The sequence below is a fragment of the Sphingomonas sp. genome (assembly GCF_036387595.1).
In the GTDB taxonomy this organism is placed as follows: domain Bacteria; phylum Pseudomonadota; class Alphaproteobacteria; order Sphingomonadales; family Sphingomonadaceae; genus Sphingomonas.
Genome location: NZ_DASVTL010000047.1, coordinates 1 through 19928 on the forward strand (window position 1 = coordinate 1; position 19928 = coordinate 19928).

At 66.6% G+C, this 19928-nt stretch carries 14 protein-coding genes and 1 tRNA gene; 9 read left to right on the plus strand and 6 right to left on the minus strand.

Annotation, left to right across the window (positions count from 1 at the left end):
- The coding region (gene clpB / locus VF643_RS03960; RefSeq protein ID WP_331042075.1) for an ATP-dependent chaperone ClpB at nt 1-2571 on the minus strand (2571 nt) is incomplete at its 3' end.
- 68 nt (nt 2572-2639) lie between these two features.
- On the opposite strand from clpB, the gene mtnP reads away from it, so the two are divergent.
- From mtnP to VF643_RS03990, 6 genes are all read left to right on the plus strand, one after another.
- Complete coding sequence (mtnP, locus tag VF643_RS03965) at nt 2640-3512, plus strand: S-methyl-5'-thioadenosine phosphorylase (protein WP_414713789.1); 873 nt, start codon at nt 2640-2642, stop codon at nt 3510-3512.
- Between the two features lie 128 nt (nt 3513-3640).
- Nucleotides 3641-5968, plus strand: a complete 2328-nt coding sequence (locus tag VF643_RS03970) for a TonB-dependent receptor (protein WP_331042076.1) — start codon at nt 3641-3643, stop codon at nt 5966-5968.
- Nucleotides 5969-6057: 89 nt separating this feature from the next.
- Nucleotides 6058-6231 (plus strand): hypothetical protein, encoded by a 174-nt coding sequence (locus VF643_RS03975; protein ID WP_331042077.1) that lies wholly within the window; start codon nt 6058-6060, stop codon nt 6229-6231.
- A gap of 79 nt (nt 6232-6310) precedes the next feature.
- A complete protein-coding gene (locus VF643_RS03980; protein ID WP_331042078.1) occupies nt 6311-9154 on the plus strand; it encodes a pitrilysin family protein in 2844 nt (947 codons plus the stop codon).
- 12 nt (nt 9155-9166) lie between these two features.
- A complete protein-coding gene (locus tag VF643_RS03985) occupies nt 9167-9463 on the plus strand; it encodes a hypothetical protein (protein WP_331042079.1) in 297 nt (98 codons plus the stop codon).
- Nucleotides 9464-9595: 132 nt separating this feature from the next.
- Complete coding sequence (locus VF643_RS03990; RefSeq protein WP_331042080.1) at nt 9596-11401, plus strand: DUF885 domain-containing protein; 1806 nt, start codon at nt 9596-9598, stop codon at nt 11399-11401.
- 169 nt (nt 11402-11570) lie between these two features.
- On the opposite strand, the gene VF643_RS03995 is transcribed toward VF643_RS03990, so the two are convergent.
- The 3 genes from VF643_RS03995 to VF643_RS04005 form a co-directional block, all read right to left on the minus strand.
- Entirely contained in the window at nt 11571-11969 is a 399-nt protein-coding gene (locus VF643_RS03995) for a VOC family protein (protein WP_331042081.1), read from the minus strand.
- Nucleotides 11970-12027: 58 nt separating this feature from the next.
- Complete coding sequence (locus VF643_RS04000; RefSeq protein ID WP_331042082.1) at nt 12028-12717, minus strand: YafY family protein; 690 nt, start codon at nt 12715-12717, stop codon at nt 12028-12030.
- Nucleotides 12718-13082: 365 nt separating this feature from the next.
- Nucleotides 13083-13808, minus strand: coding sequence for a YgfZ/GcvT domain-containing protein (locus tag VF643_RS04005; protein WP_414713792.1), 726 nt, complete (start codon nt 13806-13808; stop codon nt 13083-13085).
- A gap of 72 nt (nt 13809-13880) precedes the next feature.
- On the opposite strand from VF643_RS04005, the gene VF643_RS04010 reads away from it, so the two are divergent.
- On the plus strand, nt 13881-15206 hold the full coding sequence (locus tag VF643_RS04010) for a dihydroorotase (protein WP_331042084.1): 1326 nt from the start codon (nt 13881-13883) through the stop codon (nt 15204-15206).
- A gap of 30 nt (nt 15207-15236) precedes the next feature.
- Nucleotides 15237-16070: a class I SAM-dependent methyltransferase gene (locus tag VF643_RS04015; protein ID WP_331042085.1), complete on the plus strand. Its 834-nt coding sequence runs from the start codon at nt 15237-15239 to the stop codon at nt 16068-16070.
- Between the two features lie 134 nt (nt 16071-16204).
- Here VF643_RS04015 and VF643_RS04020 read toward each other — a convergent pair whose 3' ends face one another.
- Nucleotides 16205-16951, minus strand: coding sequence for a DUF1134 domain-containing protein (locus tag VF643_RS04020; RefSeq protein ID WP_414713790.1), 747 nt, complete (start codon nt 16949-16951; stop codon nt 16205-16207).
- 145 nt (nt 16952-17096) lie between these two features.
- Between VF643_RS04020 and VF643_RS04025 the strand changes: the two genes are divergently transcribed.
- Nucleotides 17097-17186 (plus strand) — tRNA-Ser (locus tag VF643_RS04025).
- Nucleotides 17187-17710: 524 nt separating this feature from the next.
- Here VF643_RS04025 and VF643_RS04030 read toward each other — a convergent pair.
- Complete coding sequence (locus VF643_RS04030) at nt 17711-19870, minus strand: TonB-dependent receptor (protein WP_331042087.1); 2160 nt, start codon at nt 19868-19870, stop codon at nt 17711-17713.
- Nucleotides 19871-19928: the final 58 nt, after the last annotated feature.

A 19928-nucleotide genomic window follows, 5' to 3' on the forward strand; every position in this document is an offset into this window, starting at 1 on the left:
CACCACTAACACCAACTTCCCGTCCCCCTCATCCACCCGCACCGTCGCGCCGTCCTTTACCGCGCCGCGCAGGATCAGGTCGGCGAGCGGGTCTTGCAGATACCGTTGCACCGCGCGCTTCAGCGGGCGGGCGCCGTAGACAGGATCGTACCCCACTCTCCCCAGCCACAGCCGCGCCGCGTCGGTGAGATCGAGCGTGATCTTGCGGTCGGCAAGCAGGCGATCGACGCGCGACACCTGGATGTCGACGATCGGCGCCATCTGCGCCTGCCCCAACCGGTGGAACAGGATGATCTCGTCGAGCCGGTTGAGGAATTCCGGGCGGAAATGCGCGCGGACGATGTCCATCACCTGCGGCTCGACCGCCGCGACATCCTCGCCCTCACCGAGATTGGCGAGATATTGGCTGCCGAGGTTCGAGGTCAGGATGATCAGCGTGTTGGCGAAATCCACCGTGCGGCCCTGGCCGTCGGTCAGCCGGCCGTCGTCGAGCACCTGGAGCAACACGTTGAACACGTCGCCATGCGCCTTCTCGACCTCGTCGAACAGGATCACCTGGTACGGCCGGCGCCGCACGGCTTCGGTCAGCACGCCGCCTTCCTCGTAGCCGACATAGCCCGGGGGGGCGCCGATCAGCCGGGCGACCGCGTGCTTCTCCATGAACTCGCTCATGTCGATGCGCACCATCGCGGCGGGGTCGTCGAAGAGAAATTCGGCCAGCGCCTTGGTCAGTTCGGTCTTGCCGACGCCGGTCGGGCCGAGGAAGAGGAACGAGCCGAGCGGGCGGTTGGGATCCTGCAACCCGGCGCGCGCGCGGCGCACCGCGGTGGACACGGCATGGACCGCCTGACCCTGACCGATGACGCGCTTGCCGATCGTCTCCTCCATCGCGAGCAGCTTGTCGCGCTCGCCGGCAAGCATGCGATCGACGGGAATGCCGGTCCAGCGGCTGACGACTCCGGCGATGTCGTCGGCGGTCACCTCCTCGCGCAGCATCGCGCCTTTGGTCGCGCCCGCCGCTTCCTCCAGCTGGCGGACGAGCGCCGGGATCGTGCCGTAGGACAGCTCGCCCGCGCGCGCGAGATCGCCCGAGCGCTGCGCCTGATCGAGCGCCAGGCGCGCGGCGTCGAGCTGTTCCTTCAGCTTGGCCTCGGCGCCGATCTTGTCCTTCTCGGCCTGCCAGCGCATCGTCAGCCCGGCGGACTGCTGCTCCAGATCGGCGAGTTCCGCCTCCAGCGTGGCGAGCCGATCGACGCTGGCGGCGTCGGTTTCGCGGCGCAGCGCCTCGCGCTCGATCTTGAGGCGCAGGATGCGCCGGTCGAGCCCCTCGATCTCCTCGGGCTTGCTCTCCACCTCCATGCGGATGCGGCTGGCGGCCTCGTCCATCAGGTCGATGGCCTTGTCGGGCAGGAAGCGATCGGTAATGTAGCGGTTGCTGAGCATCGAGGCGGCAACCAGCGCGCCGTCGGTGATGCGGACGCCGTGATGGAGTTCGTATTTCTCCTTCAACCCGCGCAGGATCGAGATCGTGTCTTCGACCGTGGGTTCGCCGACGAACACCGGCTGGAACCGCCGCTGGAGCGCAGGGTCTTTTTCGACGTGCTTGCGATATTCGTCGAGCGTCGTCGCGCCGACACAGTGCAGCTCACCGCGCGCAAGTGCAGGCTTGAGCAGATTGCCCGCATCCATCGCACCTTCGGATTTGCCTGCGCCGATCAGCTGGTGCATTTCGTCGATGAAGAGCACGATGTCGCCCTCGGCCGCCTTCACCTCGTCGAGCACGCCTTTCAGCCGCTCCTCGAACTCGCCGCGATATTTGGCACCCGCGATCAGCGCGCCGAGATCGAGCGACATCAGTCGCCTGCCTTTAAGCGTATCGGGCACGTCGCCGTTGGCGATGCGCAGCGCCAACCCTTCCGCGATGGCGGTCTTGCCGACGCCCGGTTCGCCGATCAGCGCGGGATTGTTCTTCGTGCGGCGCGCGAGAATCTGAATCGTCCGGCGGATTTCCTCGTCACGGCCGATCACCGGATCGAGTTTCCCGTCGCGCGCCGCCTGGGTCAGGTCGCGCGCGAATTTCTTCAAGGCGTCGTAGCGGTCCTCCGCGCCAGCGGTGTCGGCGTTGCGGCCCTGGCGCAGTGCATTGATTGCGGTGTTCAATCCTTCCGCAGTGACGCCCGCGGTCCTGAGCGCCTTGCCAGCCGAACCCTGGCTGAGCGCCAGCGCCAGCAGCAGGCGCTCGACCGAGACGAAGCTGTCGCCGGCCTTATGTGCCACCTGTTCGGCCTGGTCGAGGACGCGCACCGCGTCGTTCTCAAGCCCGGGCGGCGTCTGTGCGCCGGACCCGCTGACCGCGGGAATCCTGGCGAGATCGGCGTCGACGGCGCTCACCGCCCGCTTCGGATCGCCGCCTGCCGCCCGGATCAGCCCGGCGGCCATGCCCTGTTCGTCCTCGAGCAGCGCTTTCAGCATATGATCGGGGGTGATCCGCTGATGATTCATGCGGATCGCGACGGTCTGCGCGGATTGGAGAAAACCCTTCGCCCGGTCGGTGAATTTTTCTAGGTTCATCGTGTGTCCCTGCTGGTCTTACCCGCGAATGTGGTGTGACATTCGGGCAACACAAGGGGGAGTGTAGCATGATCGCAGGCGGTTGGACGATCGGGGTGATCGGTGGATCGGGTCTCTACGCGATCGATGCGCTGGAGGATGCTGAGTGGCGGGCGATCGACACGCCCTGGGGCACGCCGTCGGACGAGATTCTCTTCGGGCGGATCGGCGCCGTCCAGGTCCGCTTCCTGCCGCGACATGGACGCGGGCATCGCATTCCCCCGTCGGAGGTTAACGCACGCGCTAATGTGGACGCGCTCAAGCGATCGGGTTGTACCGACGTGCTGGCCATATCCTCGATCGGCAGCCTGCGCGAGGAACTGGCGCCCGGGCGCTTCGTCGTGGTCGACCAGTTCATCGACCGCACCGTCGCGCGGCCGGCCAGTTTCTTCGGCACCGGGATGGTCGCGCACGTGTCGATGGCCGAGCCGGTCTGCCCGCGTCTGTCGGCGCTTGCGGCCAGCGCCACCGCGGCGGCAGGCGGCGATGTGGCCGCCGGAGCGACCTATCTGGCGATGGAGGGGCCGCAATTCTCGACCCGCGCCGAAAGCCTGATGTACCGCGCATGGGGCGCCGACGTGATCGGCATGACGGCGATGCCCGAGGCGCGGCTGGCACGCGAGGCCGAACTGCCCTACGCGCTGATCGGCATGGTCACCGATTACGATTGCTGGCGCGACGAGACCGCGTTCGTCGAGGTCGGCGCCATGATCGCGCAGATGACCGCCAACGGCGTGATCGCGCGTCGACTGATCGAGACGCTGGCGCAGATGCTGCCGACCGAGCGGGCGGCGTCGCCGATCGACACGATGCTGGACCACGCCCTCATCACCGCGACGGACGCTCGCGATCCGGCTTTGCTGGCGAAGCTTGACGCGGTCGCCGGACGCGCGCTCGGTTGAACGCCGCGTCATGCGAGACAGAGTTCGCGAGATTGTAGCGTAAGTGAAACGAAAATCGCGCGAGCGTGCAACACAGCCGACCTAACGGGCTTCCCAACGAGCGCAGGAGCGCTCGAAGGGGATTATCCATGTATCGTCATGCCGCCATTCGTCTCTTCGCGGGCGCCGCGCTCTTCTGGCCGCTCGCCGCGATGGCAGCGGAGCCCAAGCCGGCGGACGTCGTTGCCGCGGCAGCCACCGATCCGGGCGCCGATCCGGACGGGCCGGCAATCGGAGACATCATCGTCACCGGCCGCGGACAGTCGCGCCAGGTGCAGGAGATCGGTCAGGCCGACATTGCGATCCTGACGCCGGGCACCAGTCCGTTGAAGGCGATCGAGAAATTGCCCAGCGTCAATTTCCAGGCGGCCGATGCGTTCGGCGCCTATGAATGGTCGCAGCGCGTGTCGATCCGCGGGTTCAATCAGAACCAGATCGGCTTCACGCTGGACGGCATCCCGCTGGGCGACGGCAGCTATGGCAATACCAACGGCCTGCACATCAGCCGCGCCATCAGTTCGGAGAACATCGGGCGGACCAGCGTCAGCCAGGGATCGGGGTCGATCGGGACGCAGGCCACGAACAATCTGGGCGGGACTATCGAATTCTTCTCCTCCGATCCCAAGCCCGCATTCGGCCTGACCGCGAACGGCACCTATGGTGATGAAAATACGGTGCGCGCGTTCGGCCGCGTGGATACCGGTGCGCTGGGCGAGAACGGCCCCAGCGCCTATGTCTCCTATGCCTTCCTGGACACCGACAAGTACAAGGGGTTCGGATCGCAGCGTCAGCACCAGGTCAACGCCAAGGCGATCGCGCCGATCGGCGACACGCTGCGCATCGTCGGCACGTTCGACTTCTCCGACCGGCGCGAGAACGACTATCAGGACATGTCGCTCGATATGATCCGTCGGCTGGGCTATGGCTGGGACAACATCTCCAACGACTTCCCGCTGGCGGTGCGGGTGGCCGATGTCGGCGCGAACACCGGCTATACGGGCGCGGCCAAGCTGAATCCGGCGGCGGGCACGACCTATCCCGCCCCGTTCGCCAACGCCGACGATGCCTATTACGACGCGGCTGGGCTGCGTCGCGACTATGTGGCGTCGGCGGGGGTCGAGACGGCGCCTGGCTCCGCGATCCGTGGTGTCCTGAAAGGCTATTACCACGGCAACGAGGGGCAGGGCATCTGGTACACGCCTTATGTGCCTTCGCCATCGGGTGTGCCGATCTCGATCCGCACGACCGAATATGACATCGATCGCAAGGGCATCTTCGGATCCGCCGGGGGCGCGATCGGGACGCTGGGCGAGATCACCGTCGGTGGCTGGTACGAGCACAACGACTTCCGCCAGGCGCGGCGCTTCTACGCGCTGGGCAGCCGTGCCGCGCCGACGCGCCAGCCGCTCGACTTCCAGCGTGATCCGTTCGCGACGCAATGGGACTTCAACTACACCACCAAGACCGCGCAATATTACGTCGAGGGCCGCATTCCGATGGGCGCGCTGACGCTCAATCTGGGTTGGAAGGGCTTCGACGTCCGCAACGCCGCCGATCCGATCGTCAAGGGCACTCTCGCGGCCGGCAAGATCAAGGCGACCGACTGGTTCCAGCCGCATGCCGGCGCGACCTTTGCGATCGACGCGGATACCGAGGTGTTCGCCGGCTTCACCCAGGTGACGCGCGCCTTCGTCTCGGCGGCGACCTCCGGACCGTTCGCGACGACCCAGGCCGGGTTCGACGCGCTGCTTGGCGGCACCACCAGGCTGAAGCCCGAACAATCGGACACCTACGAAGTCGGCGCGCGGTTGAAGCGGCGCGGGTTCAATGCGTCGCTGGCGGGTTATTATGTCGATTTCCGCAACCGCCTGTTGGGCGTGACGACCGGGGCCGGGATCGTCGGCAATCCCCCCATCCTGCAGAATGTCGGCGCGGTGCGGTCCTATGGCGTCGAGGCGACCGCGGAGGCCAAGGTGGCCGGCGCCTTCGGAGTCTTCGGATCGTACAGCTTCAACGATTCGACCTATCGCAACGACGTCCGCACCGCGACCGCGACGATCCCGATCGAGGGCAAGACCGTGGTGGACGCGCCCAGGCACCCGGCCAAGGCCGAGGTGACCTATGACGACAGCCGCATCTTCGGCCGCATCGGCGCCAATTACATGAGCAAGCGGTTCTTCACCTACACCAACGACCAGTCCGTGCCCGGGCGGTTGATCGCCGATGCGACGCTTGGCACCAGATTGACCGTGATGGGCGAGCGCCAAATCGAGGTGCAGCTGAACGCGACCAACCTGTTCGACAAGGACTATGTCGCGACGATCGGATCGAACGGATATGGCAACAGCGGCGACAATCAGACGCTGCTGATCGGGGCGCCGCGGCAGGTGTTCGTGACGTTGAAGGCGGGGTTCTAGCGCGCCCTTGTCGCTGACATGGGCGAGAAAACGAAGGTAAACAGGCGGTTGACCACGGAACGCAATGTGGCATTACCGGTTCATGGCGGATGGAACACGTTCGCGCCGCCGCTTTTGTGCCTGCCGCCGCCTTTGCATTCGACGAGGCCGATCATCTGATGCGCATCCATCTGAAGCTGGGGCTGGAGGATCTGGGCTTCGTGGTGGTCGAGGAGAATTCCACGCTGGCGCTGTTCGGCGAGCCGGTGCGGCGCAACGGCTGACCTTGCGAGGCGCGCGGCGCGGCTTGCGCGGCGCGGGCAGCGGCTTATGGTCAGCTGCGTTTCCACGGAGCCGTCTTGCATGCATTTGAAGGCCCTGGCGCTCGCAAGCGTCATTTTCGCATTGCCGGCATTCGCGCAGAATGCACCCGCGCCCGTCGCGACGCTCGCCAAGGCGGTCGATATTCCGTTCCAGACCTTCACCCTGCCCAATGGCCTGCGGGTGATCGTCCACACCGATCGCAAGGCGCCGATCGTTGCGGTCAGTGTGTGGTACGATGTCGGATCGAAGCACGAACCCGCGGGCAAGACCGGCTTTGCGCATCTGTTCGAACATCTGATGTTCAATGGCAGCGAGAATGCGCCGGGCGACTTCTTCGAACCGCTCAAACAGGTCGGCGCGACCGATTACAACGGCACGACGAATTTCGACCGCACGAATTATTTCGAGAACGTGCCGACCGCGGCGATCGACCGCGCGCTGTTCCTGGAATCGGACCGCATGGGGCATTTGACCGGTGCGATCACCCAGGCCGTGCTCGACGAGCAGCGCGGCGTGGTCCAGAACGAAAAGCGCGAGCGCGACAACCAGCCTTACGGCCTGGTGTCCTACAAATTGTTCGAAGGGCTGTTCGCCAACCATCCCTATGGCCACCTGCCGATCGGGTCGATGGCCGATCTGGATCGTGCGAGCCTGGCGGATGTGAAGACGTGGTTCCGCGCGCATTACGGGCCGAACAACGCCGTGCTGGTGCTGGCGGGCGACATCGACCTGGCGACCGCGCGCGCCAAGGTGACCCGGTATTTCGGCGACATCGCGCGCGGGCCGGACTCCGCGCCGCCGGTGGTGAACGTGCCGACACTGGTCGCGCCGGTGAGCGAGACGATGCAGGACCGGGTCGCGGCGACCCTGATCGTGCGCAGCTGGGCGGTGCCGGGGCTGAACGACCCCGCCGCACCTGCGCTCGACGTCGCGGGTGCGGTGCTCGGCGGGATGGCGGCGAGCCGGCTCGACACTGCGCTGGTGCGCCGGGAGAAGATCGCGGTGTCGGCCTCGGCGGGCTATTCCGACATGGCGCAGGTCGGCATGTTCTCGATCAACGTCGTCGTGCGCGAAGGCGTCGATCCGCTGGTCGTGGGCAGGCGGATCGACGCGATCCTGGCCGACCTGGCGCGCACCGGGCCGACCGCGGACGAGGTCCAGCGCGTGGTGGCGCAGGCGGTCGCGGGGCGCATCCGCGGGCTGGAGCCGGTCGGCGGCAAGGCGAGCGCGCTGGCGCAGGGGGCGCTGTTTTCGGACGATCCGGCGCATTACAAGGCGGAACTGGCGGCGCTGGCGATGCAGACGCCGGCCAGCGTCAAGCGCGCGATGGATATGTGGCTGACCCGGCCCGCCTATTCGCTGACCGTCGTCAAGGGCGAGCGCGGCGCCTATGCGGAGGCGGTGGTGCCGCCGAAGGTCGAGGTGAAGGCGGCGCCCGAGACTCCGGTGCTGGGAAGGCGCGGGCCGCTGCCCGCGGTCGGCGCGCTGACCGGGCTGACCTTTCCCGATGTCGAGCGTGCGCGGCTGTCGAACGGCATCGAACTGATTTATGCGCAGCGTGGCGCGGTGCCGATCACCCGCCTGTCGATCAGTTTCGACGCGGGCACCGCCGCCGACGTCGCGGGCCGGCTGGGCACGCAGCAGCTGACGCTCAACCTGCTCCACGAGGGGACGACGCGGCTGAACGGCATCCAGATCGCCGAGGCGCGCCAGCGGCTGGGCGCGGCGATCGGCACCGGCTTCTCGCCCGATCGCACCAACGTGTCGCTCGACGTGCCGAGCGCGAACTTGGCACCAGGGCTCGATCTGTTCGCCGACATTGTGCGCAATCCTGCCTTCGCGCCGGCCGAGGTGGCGCGGGTGAAGACGCAGCAATTGGCGGGGATCGCGCAGGAGCTGACCAGCCCGGATGGCATCGCGCAGCGGGTGCTGCCACGCTATGCCTATGCCGAGGGTTCCCCCTATCGCAAGGCCAGCGGCGGCGGCGATCCGGCGGCGGTGGCCAAGCTGACGCGCGCCGACCTGATCGCATTCCAGCAGGCGTGGCTGCGACCCGACAAGGCGAAGATCTTCGTGGTCAGCGACCTGCCGCTCACCGCGGTGCGCGCGGCGATCGAGGCGCGCTTCGGCGACTGGACGCCTGTCGGCGCGGCGGGGGTCAAGACCTTCGCACCCGCTGGCGATGTGGCCCAGACTGCCAAGATCGTCCTGATCGACCGACCCGATTCGCCGCAATCGCTGATCTATGGCGTCCAGCGCGTCGGGCTTCCCGGCAGTATCGAGCTGTTGCCCTATACGGTGGCCAACGATGCGCTTGGCGGGAGTTTCCTGGGCCGAATCAACATGGACCTGCGCGAAACCAGGCACTGGTCCTACGGCGCGAGCGGCAGTTTCCAGCGCAACATCGGATCGGTCGCCTATATCCTTCGCGCGCCGGTGCAGGCGGACAAGACCGGGCCGGCGGTGGCGGCGGTGCGGCAGGATATCGCCGATTATCTGGCCGCCAAGCCGATGACGCCGGGTGAGTTCAGCCGCGCGATCAACGGCGGCATCCGCGCGCTGCCGGGCAGTTTCGAGAGCAGTTACGCGGTGCTCGGCGCGATGCAGCAGAACGACCTGCTCGGCCGCCCCGACGATTATTTCGCGGGCCTGACGCGGCGTTACGAGGCGTTGACCCTCCCCCAGGCGACGCAAGCGATCCGTAGCGTCGTCGATCCTGCACGGATGACCTGGATCGTGGTGGGCGACGCCAAGGTGGTGAAGCCCCAGCTTGACACGCTGGGCATGCCGGTCGAGGTCTTGGCCGCAGCGTCGGTGACGGGCATGCCGGTCATCCCGGTCCGCCCGATTGCAGCGGCGACGAGTGGTTCTGAAACTAAGTAGAGGAGAGACGATATGGCCGATGTGGACGGCACCTATGCGTGCGTAGTGAAGTCGCCGCTGGGCGATCAGAAGACGAACCTGACCATCCAGAGCGACGGCACGAGCTTCACTGGCACCAATGCCGGGGCGATGGGATCGATGGACGTGTCGGGCACGGTATCGGGCAACACGCTGGCGTGGAAACAGTCGATGACGGTGCCGATGCCGATGACGCTGGATTGCGAAGCGACGGTCGAGGGCGACACGCTGACCGGGACCGTCGGCGCGGGCGCGTTCGGCAGCTTTCCGATGACCGGAACGCGGGTCTGACGAATATCCCTCTCCCATCGGGAGAGGGAAGGCGGCGGAAAGGTGAGGGTGAGGCAACGCGCGTCGCCCTCACCCTTGCGCGACTGCGTCGCTCCCTCCCTCTCCCGGAGGGAGAGGGATAAGGGTAAAGTGATGACGATCGACCGCCGGCATTTCCTCGCGGGTAGTGCCGCCGCGACCACCCTGGCCGCCGTACCCGGCGCAGCGATAGCGGCCGAGCAGCCGCTTTCCGCGCTGTTCGATGCGCTTGTCCAGGCGCAGTTGCGGCGCAGTCCCGAAGGTGCGACCAATCTCGGGCTGGATACCGGCGCCAATGCCGATCTGCGCGCCAAGCTGTCGGACCAGTCGGCAGCGGGCATCGCCGGCAATCGCGCCGCGACCAGGGCCGAACGCGCCAGGCTCGACGCGGTCGACACTGCAACCCTGTCGCCCGAGGAGCGGATCGACCTGGAGTGCGTGCGCTATGCCCGCGCCTCCACGGCCGCGGTGCAGGCGTTCGACTTCGGCGGGTCGTCCTATGGCCCCAGCCCCTATGTCGTATCGCAGCTGTCGGGCGCCTATCAATCGGTTCCCGATTTCCTGGATACCAAGCACAAGATCGAGAGCGCCGGCGACGCGGATGCGTATCTGTTGCGGCTGCGTGCCTTTGCCCGCCAGATCGACGACCAGACTCTCAGGATGAAGCACGATGCGGGCGTCGGCGTGGCGCCACCCGACTTCATCCTCGACCTGGCGCTGGAGCAGATGGGCAAGACGCGAGTGCCCGCGTCGGACGCGCTGGTGGTACGCAGCCTGGCACGGCGCGCCGCCGCCAGGGGACTGAGCGAGCGCTATGCCGCCGACGCCGCGCGATTGTGGACCGCCGAGATCCTGCCCGCGCTCGACCGGCAGATCGCCTTCGCGCGCGAACTGCGCGCCAGGGCGACGCATGACGCGGGGGTGTGGAAGCTGCCGCAGGGCGCGGGCTTCTATCCGGCCGCGCTGCACGCGAATACCACGACCAGCCTGTCACCCGAGGAGGTCCACCGCTTCGGGCTGGATCAGGCCGCGGCGATCTCGGCACGGCTCGACGGCGAGCTGCGCAAGCTGGGCTATGCCAAGGGCAGCGTCGGCGCGCGGATGACCGCGCTCGCGCGCGATCCCGCGCAGCTGTTCGCCAATACCGATGCGGGCAAGATCGAGGCGATCGCGTATTGCAACGCCCGCCTGTCCGCGATCCGCGGGCGGCTGCCCGCGGTGTTCGAGCGGCTGCCATCCTATACGTTCGAGGTCCGCCGGGTGCCGCTGCAGACCGAGGCGGGATCGGCGGGCGCCTTCGCCCAGCCGCCGTCGCTGGATGGGACGCGGCCGGGGCTGGTCTATTTCAACCTCAAGGATTCGGCCGACTGGCCCAAGTTCGATCTGGCGACGACGACCTATCACGAGGGGCTGCCGGGGCATCAGCTCGAGGGCGGACTGGCGCTGTCCAACACCCGGTTGCCGCTGATCCGCAAGATCGGCGGATTTTCGGGCTATGGCGAGGGGTGGGCGCTGTATTCGGAACAGCTCGCCGACGAAATCGGGATGTACGACGACGATCCGCTGGGGCGGCTGGGCTATCTGAAGGCGCAGCTGTTCCGCGCGAACCGCTGCGTGGTCGATACCGGGCTCCACCATTACCGCTGGAGCCGCGAGAAGGCGGTCCGGTATTTCGTCGAAGGGCAGGGCGACACGCCCGGCGACGCGGGGCGCGAGATCGACCGTTATTGCGTCAATCCCGGGCAGGCGGCGAGTTACAAGCTGGGCCATTCGACCTTCGTGGCGATCCGCGACAAGGCCAAGGCGCAACTCGGCGCGCGGTTCGACCTGAAGGCGTATCACAGCGCGGTGCTGCGCTATGGTCGGGTGCCGCTCGACGTGCTGACGCGGATCGGGGACGAATGGATCGCGGGGGTTTAGAGTTGCCTGTCGAAACAGCAGTTCGACCACTCCTCAGCGTCCTGAAAGGCTCTTCGAGGCGGCATTTCGACTTCGCTCAATGCCTCCTCAGGGCCGACGGAGTATTTTTCGGCCAGCCTCTCAGGACGAGCGGATCAGTATCGAGGCATCACGCCCTGGAGTCGGTGGTTCATGCAGCCGGCGGCGCGAACACGCGCAGTCGATGACCGTCGTCATCGGCCGCGACGAACGTGGTGCCGAAGCTCATCTGCGTTGGCGCCTGAATGATGGCGACGCCGCGCTTCTTCCAATCGGCATGCATCGTCTCGACGGTCTCGGCATCGGCAACGGCAAATGCGATCTCGCTCGCACCCGATTGCCCGGTGCTTTTCGGCGCGACGGTTTCGCGTGACCACAGGCCCAGCATGACGCCATCGCGCAACGGCAAAATGGCGATATCCGATTTCTGCTCGACGACCGGAATGTCCAGCAAAGCGTGATACAGCGCAGCGCTAGCCGCATGATCCTTCACGTGCAGGAGCAGAAAGGTGAAATCCGGCATAAAAGCTCTCCTTCGTTTCGGCGGCACCGGGATCGGGTGCGGCTGAAGAGGAGTACGGGCGCATGGTGTCAGATTGTGTCAGCATTCATTGCTCGGGCACGCCCTGGAGCGCGTGCCACTCCTTGAGCAGCATGGCACGGCGGCGCGGGTATCGCTCCACCGACAATTCCAATGCCGCGATGCGGTCGGTTCGAAAATGGCGGTAGCCGTTCCGTAGTTCGCACCACGCGACGACGACCCGCACACGATCGAAAAAGGCCAGCGCAACGGGCCATACGATCCGGTTGGTGACATTCCCCCGTTCGTCCGCATAGGCGACCTCCATCTTGCGCTCGGCCCGGATCGCCTGGCGGATCGCGGCGAGTTCGCCGTCTCCGGCGGCGATCGGCTCACCTGGACCGATCAGCAGGCCCGATGTGTCGATGCGGTTCTTCAACTCGGCGGGGAGCACGGCGCCGATCTTGGCCAACACGTTGCGGGCGGCCTTGCCCAGCGGCCCGTCGGCGCGCTCCGAAACCCATCGCGAGCCGAGTACCAACGCCTCGATCTCGTCTTCGGAGAACATCAGCGGCGGCAGCATGAAGCCGGGGCGGAGCACATAGCCGACGCCGGCTTCCCCATCGATATGCGCGCCTTGCGCCTTCAAACTCTCGATATCGCGATACAAGGTGCGCAGCGACACGCCGAGTTCCTCGGCCAGTACGGTGCCCGCGACCGCACGCCGATGGCGACGCAAGACCTGGATCAGGTCGAGAAGGCGCTGTGCGCGAGACAAGGGTCAACTCTCCCGCAAGGGCAGGCAAGCGTGACGCATACCGCCGTGTGCCCAGAGCACGTCAGTTGCCGAAGCGATGCGCTTCATGCTCCTGCTAGAGCGGGTTGTGACCATACGGAGGCATCGTGATTGCCCTGTCGTGTTCGTCCGGCAAGGAGCGTGGCGCAGCACGTAGCGGTGCTACGTGCAAGGCTCGCGACGCCGCCGGCGGGCACGACAGGGCAACCGCCAAGGCGGCGGGCCGATTTTGCCCCAGGGCGGCGTCTCTCGTCGGTCACGATGCACAAGCATCGCTCCGCTCCTCGATCCTTGCCCTGAACCAAAATCGGCTTCGTCACGATGCCTCCGTATGGTCACAACCCGCGCTAAACGGTTAGTGCGCTCACCAGCCATTGCGGCACCAGCGCGTCGCCCAAGGCGTCGATCCGGCGATGCTCGACCATCAGTCCGAGATCGGGGTAGATCGCACGGGTTCGATCCCCGGCCTCCGCGAGTGGCACGACGACCAGCCGCCGGTTGACCTTCGCGCGATAGTGCATGCGGGCGGTGTTTTCCTGGCCGACGTAGCAGCCCTTGGCGAAATCGACGCCATTCAGTTCGGCCGCGTTGCATTCCAGCCACAGCGTCTCGCCGGCGCCGAGTTCGGCTGCGCCTTCGGTGACGCCCAGAGCGAGACGGCTGGCGTGCCAGTCGTTCGCGGGTTGGCTCGGCACGGCAAGCCAGCGCCAGCCGAGCGCGGCCAGGCGCGGGTCGGGCGACGCGGCGTGCGGCGGTTCTTCCGGCGACCAGTGGACGGCCAGCGTGTCGTCGCGTGCAATGACGATCGGGCGGCGCAGGCGGTACATGGCCAGGCGCTTGACCAGTGCATCGGCCTGATCGCGCTCGCAGTCGATCAGGATGTCGTCGGCGTCCGCCCAGAGGATGAAATCGAACAGCGCCTTGCCCTGCGGGGTGAGCAGCGCACCCCAGCGCGGCATGACCCCGTGCATGTCGACCGTCACCAGCCCCTGAAGGAAGCCACGGACCTCCGTGCCGCAGAGGCGAAGGAGCGCGCGGTGGGGGAGCATCGTGGCCGGCTTCGTGGCCGGCATCGTGGGGAGCGGGGTGGTATCGGGCATGGCACCAAGGTAGGACGCGCCGATCCCTGACGGAAGGCTCATGCGATGGCGACGTTCGACCTCAAGCTCGTGGGCGGCACCGTCCATCTGCCCGGTGGCCCGGTTCTGGCCGACGTCGGCGTGCGCGACGGCCGGATCGCGGGGATCGGCGTGACCGGGGATGCGGGCCGGACGATCGACTGCACCGGGCTGGATATCCTCCCGGGCGTGATCGACACGCAGGTGCATTTTCGCGAGCCGGGACTGGTCCACAAGGAAGACCTGGAAAGCGGCAGCCGCGCGGCCGTGCTCGGCGGGGTTACCGCGGTGTTCGAGATGCCGAACACCAAGCCCAATACCGACAGCGCCGAGGCGATCGCCGACAAGCTGGCGCGCGCACGCGACCGGATGTGGTGCGATCACGCCTTCTACGTGGGCGCGACCAACCACAATGCGCGCGACCTGGCCGAACTGGAGCGGCTGCCGGGAACCGCCGGCGTCAAGATCTTCATGGGGGCGTCAACGGGCGACCTGCTGGTGTCGGAGGACGCGCGGCTGGCGGAGGTGCTTGCATCGGGCCACCGCCGCGTCGCCATCCACGCGGAGGACGAGGCGCGGATGCAGGCGCGCAGCGGCGAGCGCATCGCGGGCGATCCGTCGTCGCATCCGGTGTGGCGCGACGACGAGAGCGCGCTGCTGGCGACGCGGCGTATCCTGGGGCTGGCGCGGGCGGCGGGGCGGCGCATCCATGTGCTCCACGTCACGACGCCGGCCGAACTGGAGCTGCTCGGGGCGAACAAGGATATCGCGACCTGCGAGCTGACGCCGCAGCATCTGACGCTGGCAGGCGAGGAGGCCTATCCGCGGCTCGGCACGCTGGCGCAGATGAACCCGCCGATCCGATCGGGTGCGCACCGCGACGGGCTGTGGCATTGGCTGACCCAGGGCGTGCCCGACGTGATCGGATCGGACCACGCGCCGCACACGCTGGAGGAAAAGGCCAAGCCCTATCCGGATTCGCCGAGCGGCATGCCGGGGGTGCAGACGCTGCTGCCGCTGCTGCTCGATCATGTCGCGGCCGGCCGGATGACGATGCAGCGGCTGATCGAACTGACCAGCGCGGGTGCGCAGCGTATCTTCGGGATCGTCGGCAAGGGGCGGATCGCTGCGGGATATGACGCCGACTTTTCGATCGTCGATACGCGGGCGCGGTGGAGCGTGGAGGAAAGCTGGCTGGCGTCGCGCAGCGGCTGGTCTCCGTTCACCGGCATGACGCTGACCGGCAAGCCGATCGGGACGATCGTCCGCGGCGACGTGGCGATGTGGGAGGGTGACCTGGCCGCGCGGGCGGCAGGGCGGCCGATACGCTTCGAGTCGGTCGACTTCGGGTGACGCGGCTTGTGCGGCCGGCGCGGTGCGCGCATGAGTGACGCCATTGCTTTCAAATCCGCGGAGATCGTCATGCGTTACCCCGTCCTCGCCCTGGCCTCGATCGCGCTCGCCACGGTTGCGGTTGCCCAGTTGCCACGCGTCACCCCCGCGTTGCAGGCCGCCGTCGCCGCCAAGACACGAACCCCCGCCAATGTCGCGCGGGACGGCTATCGGCATCCGGCGCAGACGCTCGCCTTCTTCGGCGTGAAGCCGACCGACACCGTGGTCGAACTGATCCCCGGCGGAGGCTGGTACACCGAGATCCTGGCGCCCTATCTCGCCAAGCGCGGCACGTTCTATGCGGTCGGTGGCATGGAGCGGGGCTTGAACGGCGTGAAGGCGTTGCAGGCCAAGGACGCGGCTACCTATGGCAAGGTTCGCCTCGCGGCGTTTCCCGCCAAGGACGGCGAGCCTTCCGTGCCCGCCGGATCCGCCGATGTGGTGGTCACTTTCCGCAATATCCACAATCTGCGCTTCGCCGGCGTCGACCAGACCCGCGCCGCCTTTGCCGAAATGTATCGGATGCTGAAACCCGGCGGGACGCTGGGCATCGTCGAGCATCGCCTGCCGGAGGCGCGCGACGCGGCGGCGGAGGAAAAGAGCGGCTATATGAAGACCAGCTCGGTCGTCGCCTTCGCGACCGGCGCCGGGTTCCGCCAGGCGGGATCGTCCGAGATCAACGCCAACCCCAAGGATACCGCTGATTGGCCGGAGGGCGTGTGGACGTTGCCGCCGGTGTATCGGCTGAAGGATGTCGACCGCGCCAAATACGCAGCGATCGGCGAAAGCGACCGGATGACCTTGCGCTTCGTCAAGCCGAAGTAGGGGCAGGCTTGCGCGCGCCGGGCGGCTGGCCTCCATCTTGCGGCCGCCGCGGCTAAGCCGCGTCGTCGGACGGGCGTTGCCCGCGGCCGGGCTTGCGCGAGTCTGGCGGCGGCGCGCCGCCAGCCGCGTTGCGCCTAGAACGGCAGCCAGCGGCTCTTGCGGGTGATGTTCATATAGCCGACGTTGACCCCCGCACGCCAACCGACCCCCAGCCGCACCGGGATCAGCACGACATTGCCGCGCCGCAGATACGTCGCCGCGAATCCGCCGACGAGATACAGTCGTCCCTCGGCGGCAGGGAAGCGGTGGAACAGTTCGGCGGTATCGTAGAGGTTGTAGACCAGGACGAACACCTTGTTGGCGTCGCCGCCGACGTCGAAGCCGACCGAAGGCCCCGTCCAATACACCGGCTGCTCGCCCTCGACCCGGTGGTTCATCACCCCCGACCCGTAACGCACGCCGACCACGAACGCGCCGGACGCTTCTCGCCCGGCGATATAGGCGTTGGGCCGGCCTTGTTCCTTTAAGATGCGCTCGATAATCCCGCCCAGCCCGGCGGCGCCCTTGCCGAAAACGCCTTCGCCCGCAGCGATCAGGTCGTCCCGCTCATAGGTGCCCTCCGCCGCGGTGGCGGCGGCAGCGCGGTCGCTGGACGATGTCGGCGGCGTTTGCTGAGGCGGGGTGGCCGATGGGGTGTCCTGCGGCGCTGGTTCGCTGGCCGGGCGTGTCGGGGTCGCAGAAGGCGACGGGCGTGAGGGCGGCGCCGCGAGATCGCCGTCCACCGCGCGATTGGGATCGATCGTGCGCACCTGCGCCGACGCGCACGGCGCCCCCGCCAGCCCGATCACCGCCAGCCCGATCCAGACGCTGCGCATTGTCATTCCCCTCGCGATGTTCGTGCGGTTCGCGGCCGACTTTAACCAGCGATCCCCTGTCCACGCAATGAACGGCTGCCATGCGGCCCGCTCGTCGACGCGGTTGATCGGGCGGAGATGCACGGCTATAGACCCACCGCATGCTGCATCCGGAGACGTGGGTGAGTGGCTGAAACCAACGCTTTGCTAAAGCGTCATACGGGAAACCGTATCGAGGGTTCGAATCCCTCCGTCTCCGCCAACAGAGTCTATGCAATATCAATGACTTAGGATTGCTATAGTCGCTCTTAAGTTATTGTAATCGCATGATGTTGAGCGTTCTACTCACCGGCTTCGGGGCACGACAAGTGTGCTGCAACCGGTCAAGAGGGCACTTGGCTCGCGATGTTGCACATTGGTTCGGATGGCCGATTCTGTACCGACGGCAAGCGCCCTCACGCTTTCTTCACTCCGCTGTGTCGATCGCCCGACTGTCTCCGTCGTTCTGGCGATGCCGTGTAGAACCCGATCCATGGTTCCTCCCGCCACGTATGCTGGTCAATCGTACCACCACACTGCGCGATCAAACACATGGCTCGCATCTTATCGTGCGGACGGAGGCAACAAGCATTGTGGCTTACCGCTTTTCTCTCTCAGCGGGGTCCAAGCGTCCGACCGGCGCCGCACCGACAGGGTTGTGACGTCAACGTGTGCCACCACAGGCCTCATTCGCCCGCCGGTTTGAACAACTTGTGGCCTTTGGGATCGACACGCGGTGAGCAAGATTCACATATGAACGCCTAGGGTGACGCCGAAGGTGCGCGGGGCGGCCTGCTCCTGAACGTCGCCGAGGCCGGTCACGCCAAGGCGCGCGATGTAGTAGGTCGCGTCGGTCAGGTTCTTTCCCCACAGCCGCACGTCGAACCGCTTGCTGGGCGAGGTCCAGAGCAGCGACGCGTTGAGCAGGGTAAACGCTGGCTGGGTCAGCCGGTTGTCCGACTGCCAATAATAGCGGTCGTTGTAGGTCAGCGTCACCGACGGTTGCAGCCGCCCGCTATCGCCCAGATCGGCGTTGTAGGTCGCCGTCAGCGTGCCAGAGAATGGCGGGGTCACGATCGTCTCGTTGCCGCGCTGGTCCACGAAGGTGCGCACGCCGTTCTGCGTCAGCGACACGCCGTTGGGGTAGCTGGTATATTCGCCGCCCTGGATCGACAGGCCGCCCGACAGGCGGAATTCGGGCGTCACCGCTGCCTCGAAATCCGCCTCGAACCCCCTGATCCGCGCAGCGGCGGCGTTGGAGGTGATGGTGCCGCCGAGGAAGGCGCTGAGCACCTGCACGTTCTTGTCATCGTACCAAAAGCCTCCCACGTTGAAGCGAAGCCGTCGATCGAATAGCTCGGTCTTCAGCCCGACCTCATAGGCGTCGAGCGTCTCGGGCTGGAAGCTGTTGCCCGGCAGGCGCAGGTTGTAGCCGCCGCTCTTGAAACCGCGGTTGTAGGAGACATAGGCCGAGACGTCTTCGGTGAATTCATGCCGCAGCGCCGCACGCCACGTCAGCTTGTCGAAGCTCTGCTCCTCCCGCCGCACCACCGAAAAGGTCTGCGTGAACGTCTGTTTCTCGGTCGTATAGCGTAGGCCCAGCGTCAGGTCGGTCCTGGCGGAGATTTGCGCGGTCGCCTGACCAAAGCCGGCCCAGGCGACCGCACGCTGCTTGTCCTCGTTCGATCGGTTGCCGTTGATGAGGACCTGAAAATACTCGCCAACCGAGTCGAAGTAATAGCCGCCGACGATCCACTTGAACGTTCCGGTATCCGGGCCGATGATCTGCAGTTCGTTCGACCAGTTGTGCGCGCCATTGCGAAAGTTGACGTTGCCGGCGCGGCGCGCCGTGACGTCGTTGTCGAGGTCGTATCGAATGTTGGCCTTGCGATAGGAGGCGATGTTCATCACCGTGATGGTACCGATGTCCTGCTCGACGCGCAGCGACGCGCCACCGGTGTTCACGCGGTTGCGGTTGTACAGATCGCCATTGCTGTTGAACTCGCCGGGATACGTCGATCCGTCCGTTGGCGAGATCGTACCTTGCGGCTTCTGATAGGCCGCGGTCGACACGGCGTGTGCGTAATCGCCCGCCAAGGTGATGCTGGTGCCCGCGCCAGGCTCCCACAGCATCTTGCTGCGCAGTGAGTAATTGCCGCGCGCCAGATGATATTGATCGCGGTTCAGCGTCAGGTTGCGGCCGAAACCCTCGCCCTGATTCTCGTAGAGACCGGCGAGATCGACCGCCAGATTTTCGGCGAGCCCGCCCGTCACATAGCCGCCGACAGTGACCGCGTCGTAATTGCCGTAGCCGACGCTGAGGTCGGCCGATGGCGTCGACGAGGGCTTGCGGGTCGTGATCTGGATGACGCCGCCGGTTGCGTTGCGCCCGAACAGCGTGCCCTGGGGTCCGCGTAGCACCTCGATCTGCTCGATATTGTTGAAGGAAAACAGGTTGGCCTGCGGGCTGGCGATATAGACGCCGTCGACATAGAGCGCGACGCCCTGCTCGGCGCTGGGATCGAACAGGTTCGAGCCGACGCCGCGCAGGTAGGGATTACCGACGCTCGCGGGATTGTTTATCACCAATCCCGGCACGGTCGCGGTCAGCGCCAGCGTACCGGTGACACCGCGGACCAGTGCGTCCTCGGCGGTGATCGCAACGACCGATACCGGGACTTCCTGTAGGTTCTCCGATCGCCGTTGCGCGGTGACGATGATGTCCTGCAGCCCCTCGTTCTGCGCGGGCAAAGGCGCGGTGACGGTCTGGGGTTCCGGCTTCGGCTGCTCGGCAGTGGATACTTGCGCAAGCGCCGGGGTGGTCAGCGCAGTCCCCGCGAGCAGCGCCAACGCCATCCGAGTGATCCCGACGCGCCGCACTGCGTACCGAATGGCAATGTTCGCCATGACTTTCCTCCCCGGCTTCTTTGTTATTGCGGTCAAGAGGCAGCATCGGTCGTCAGCG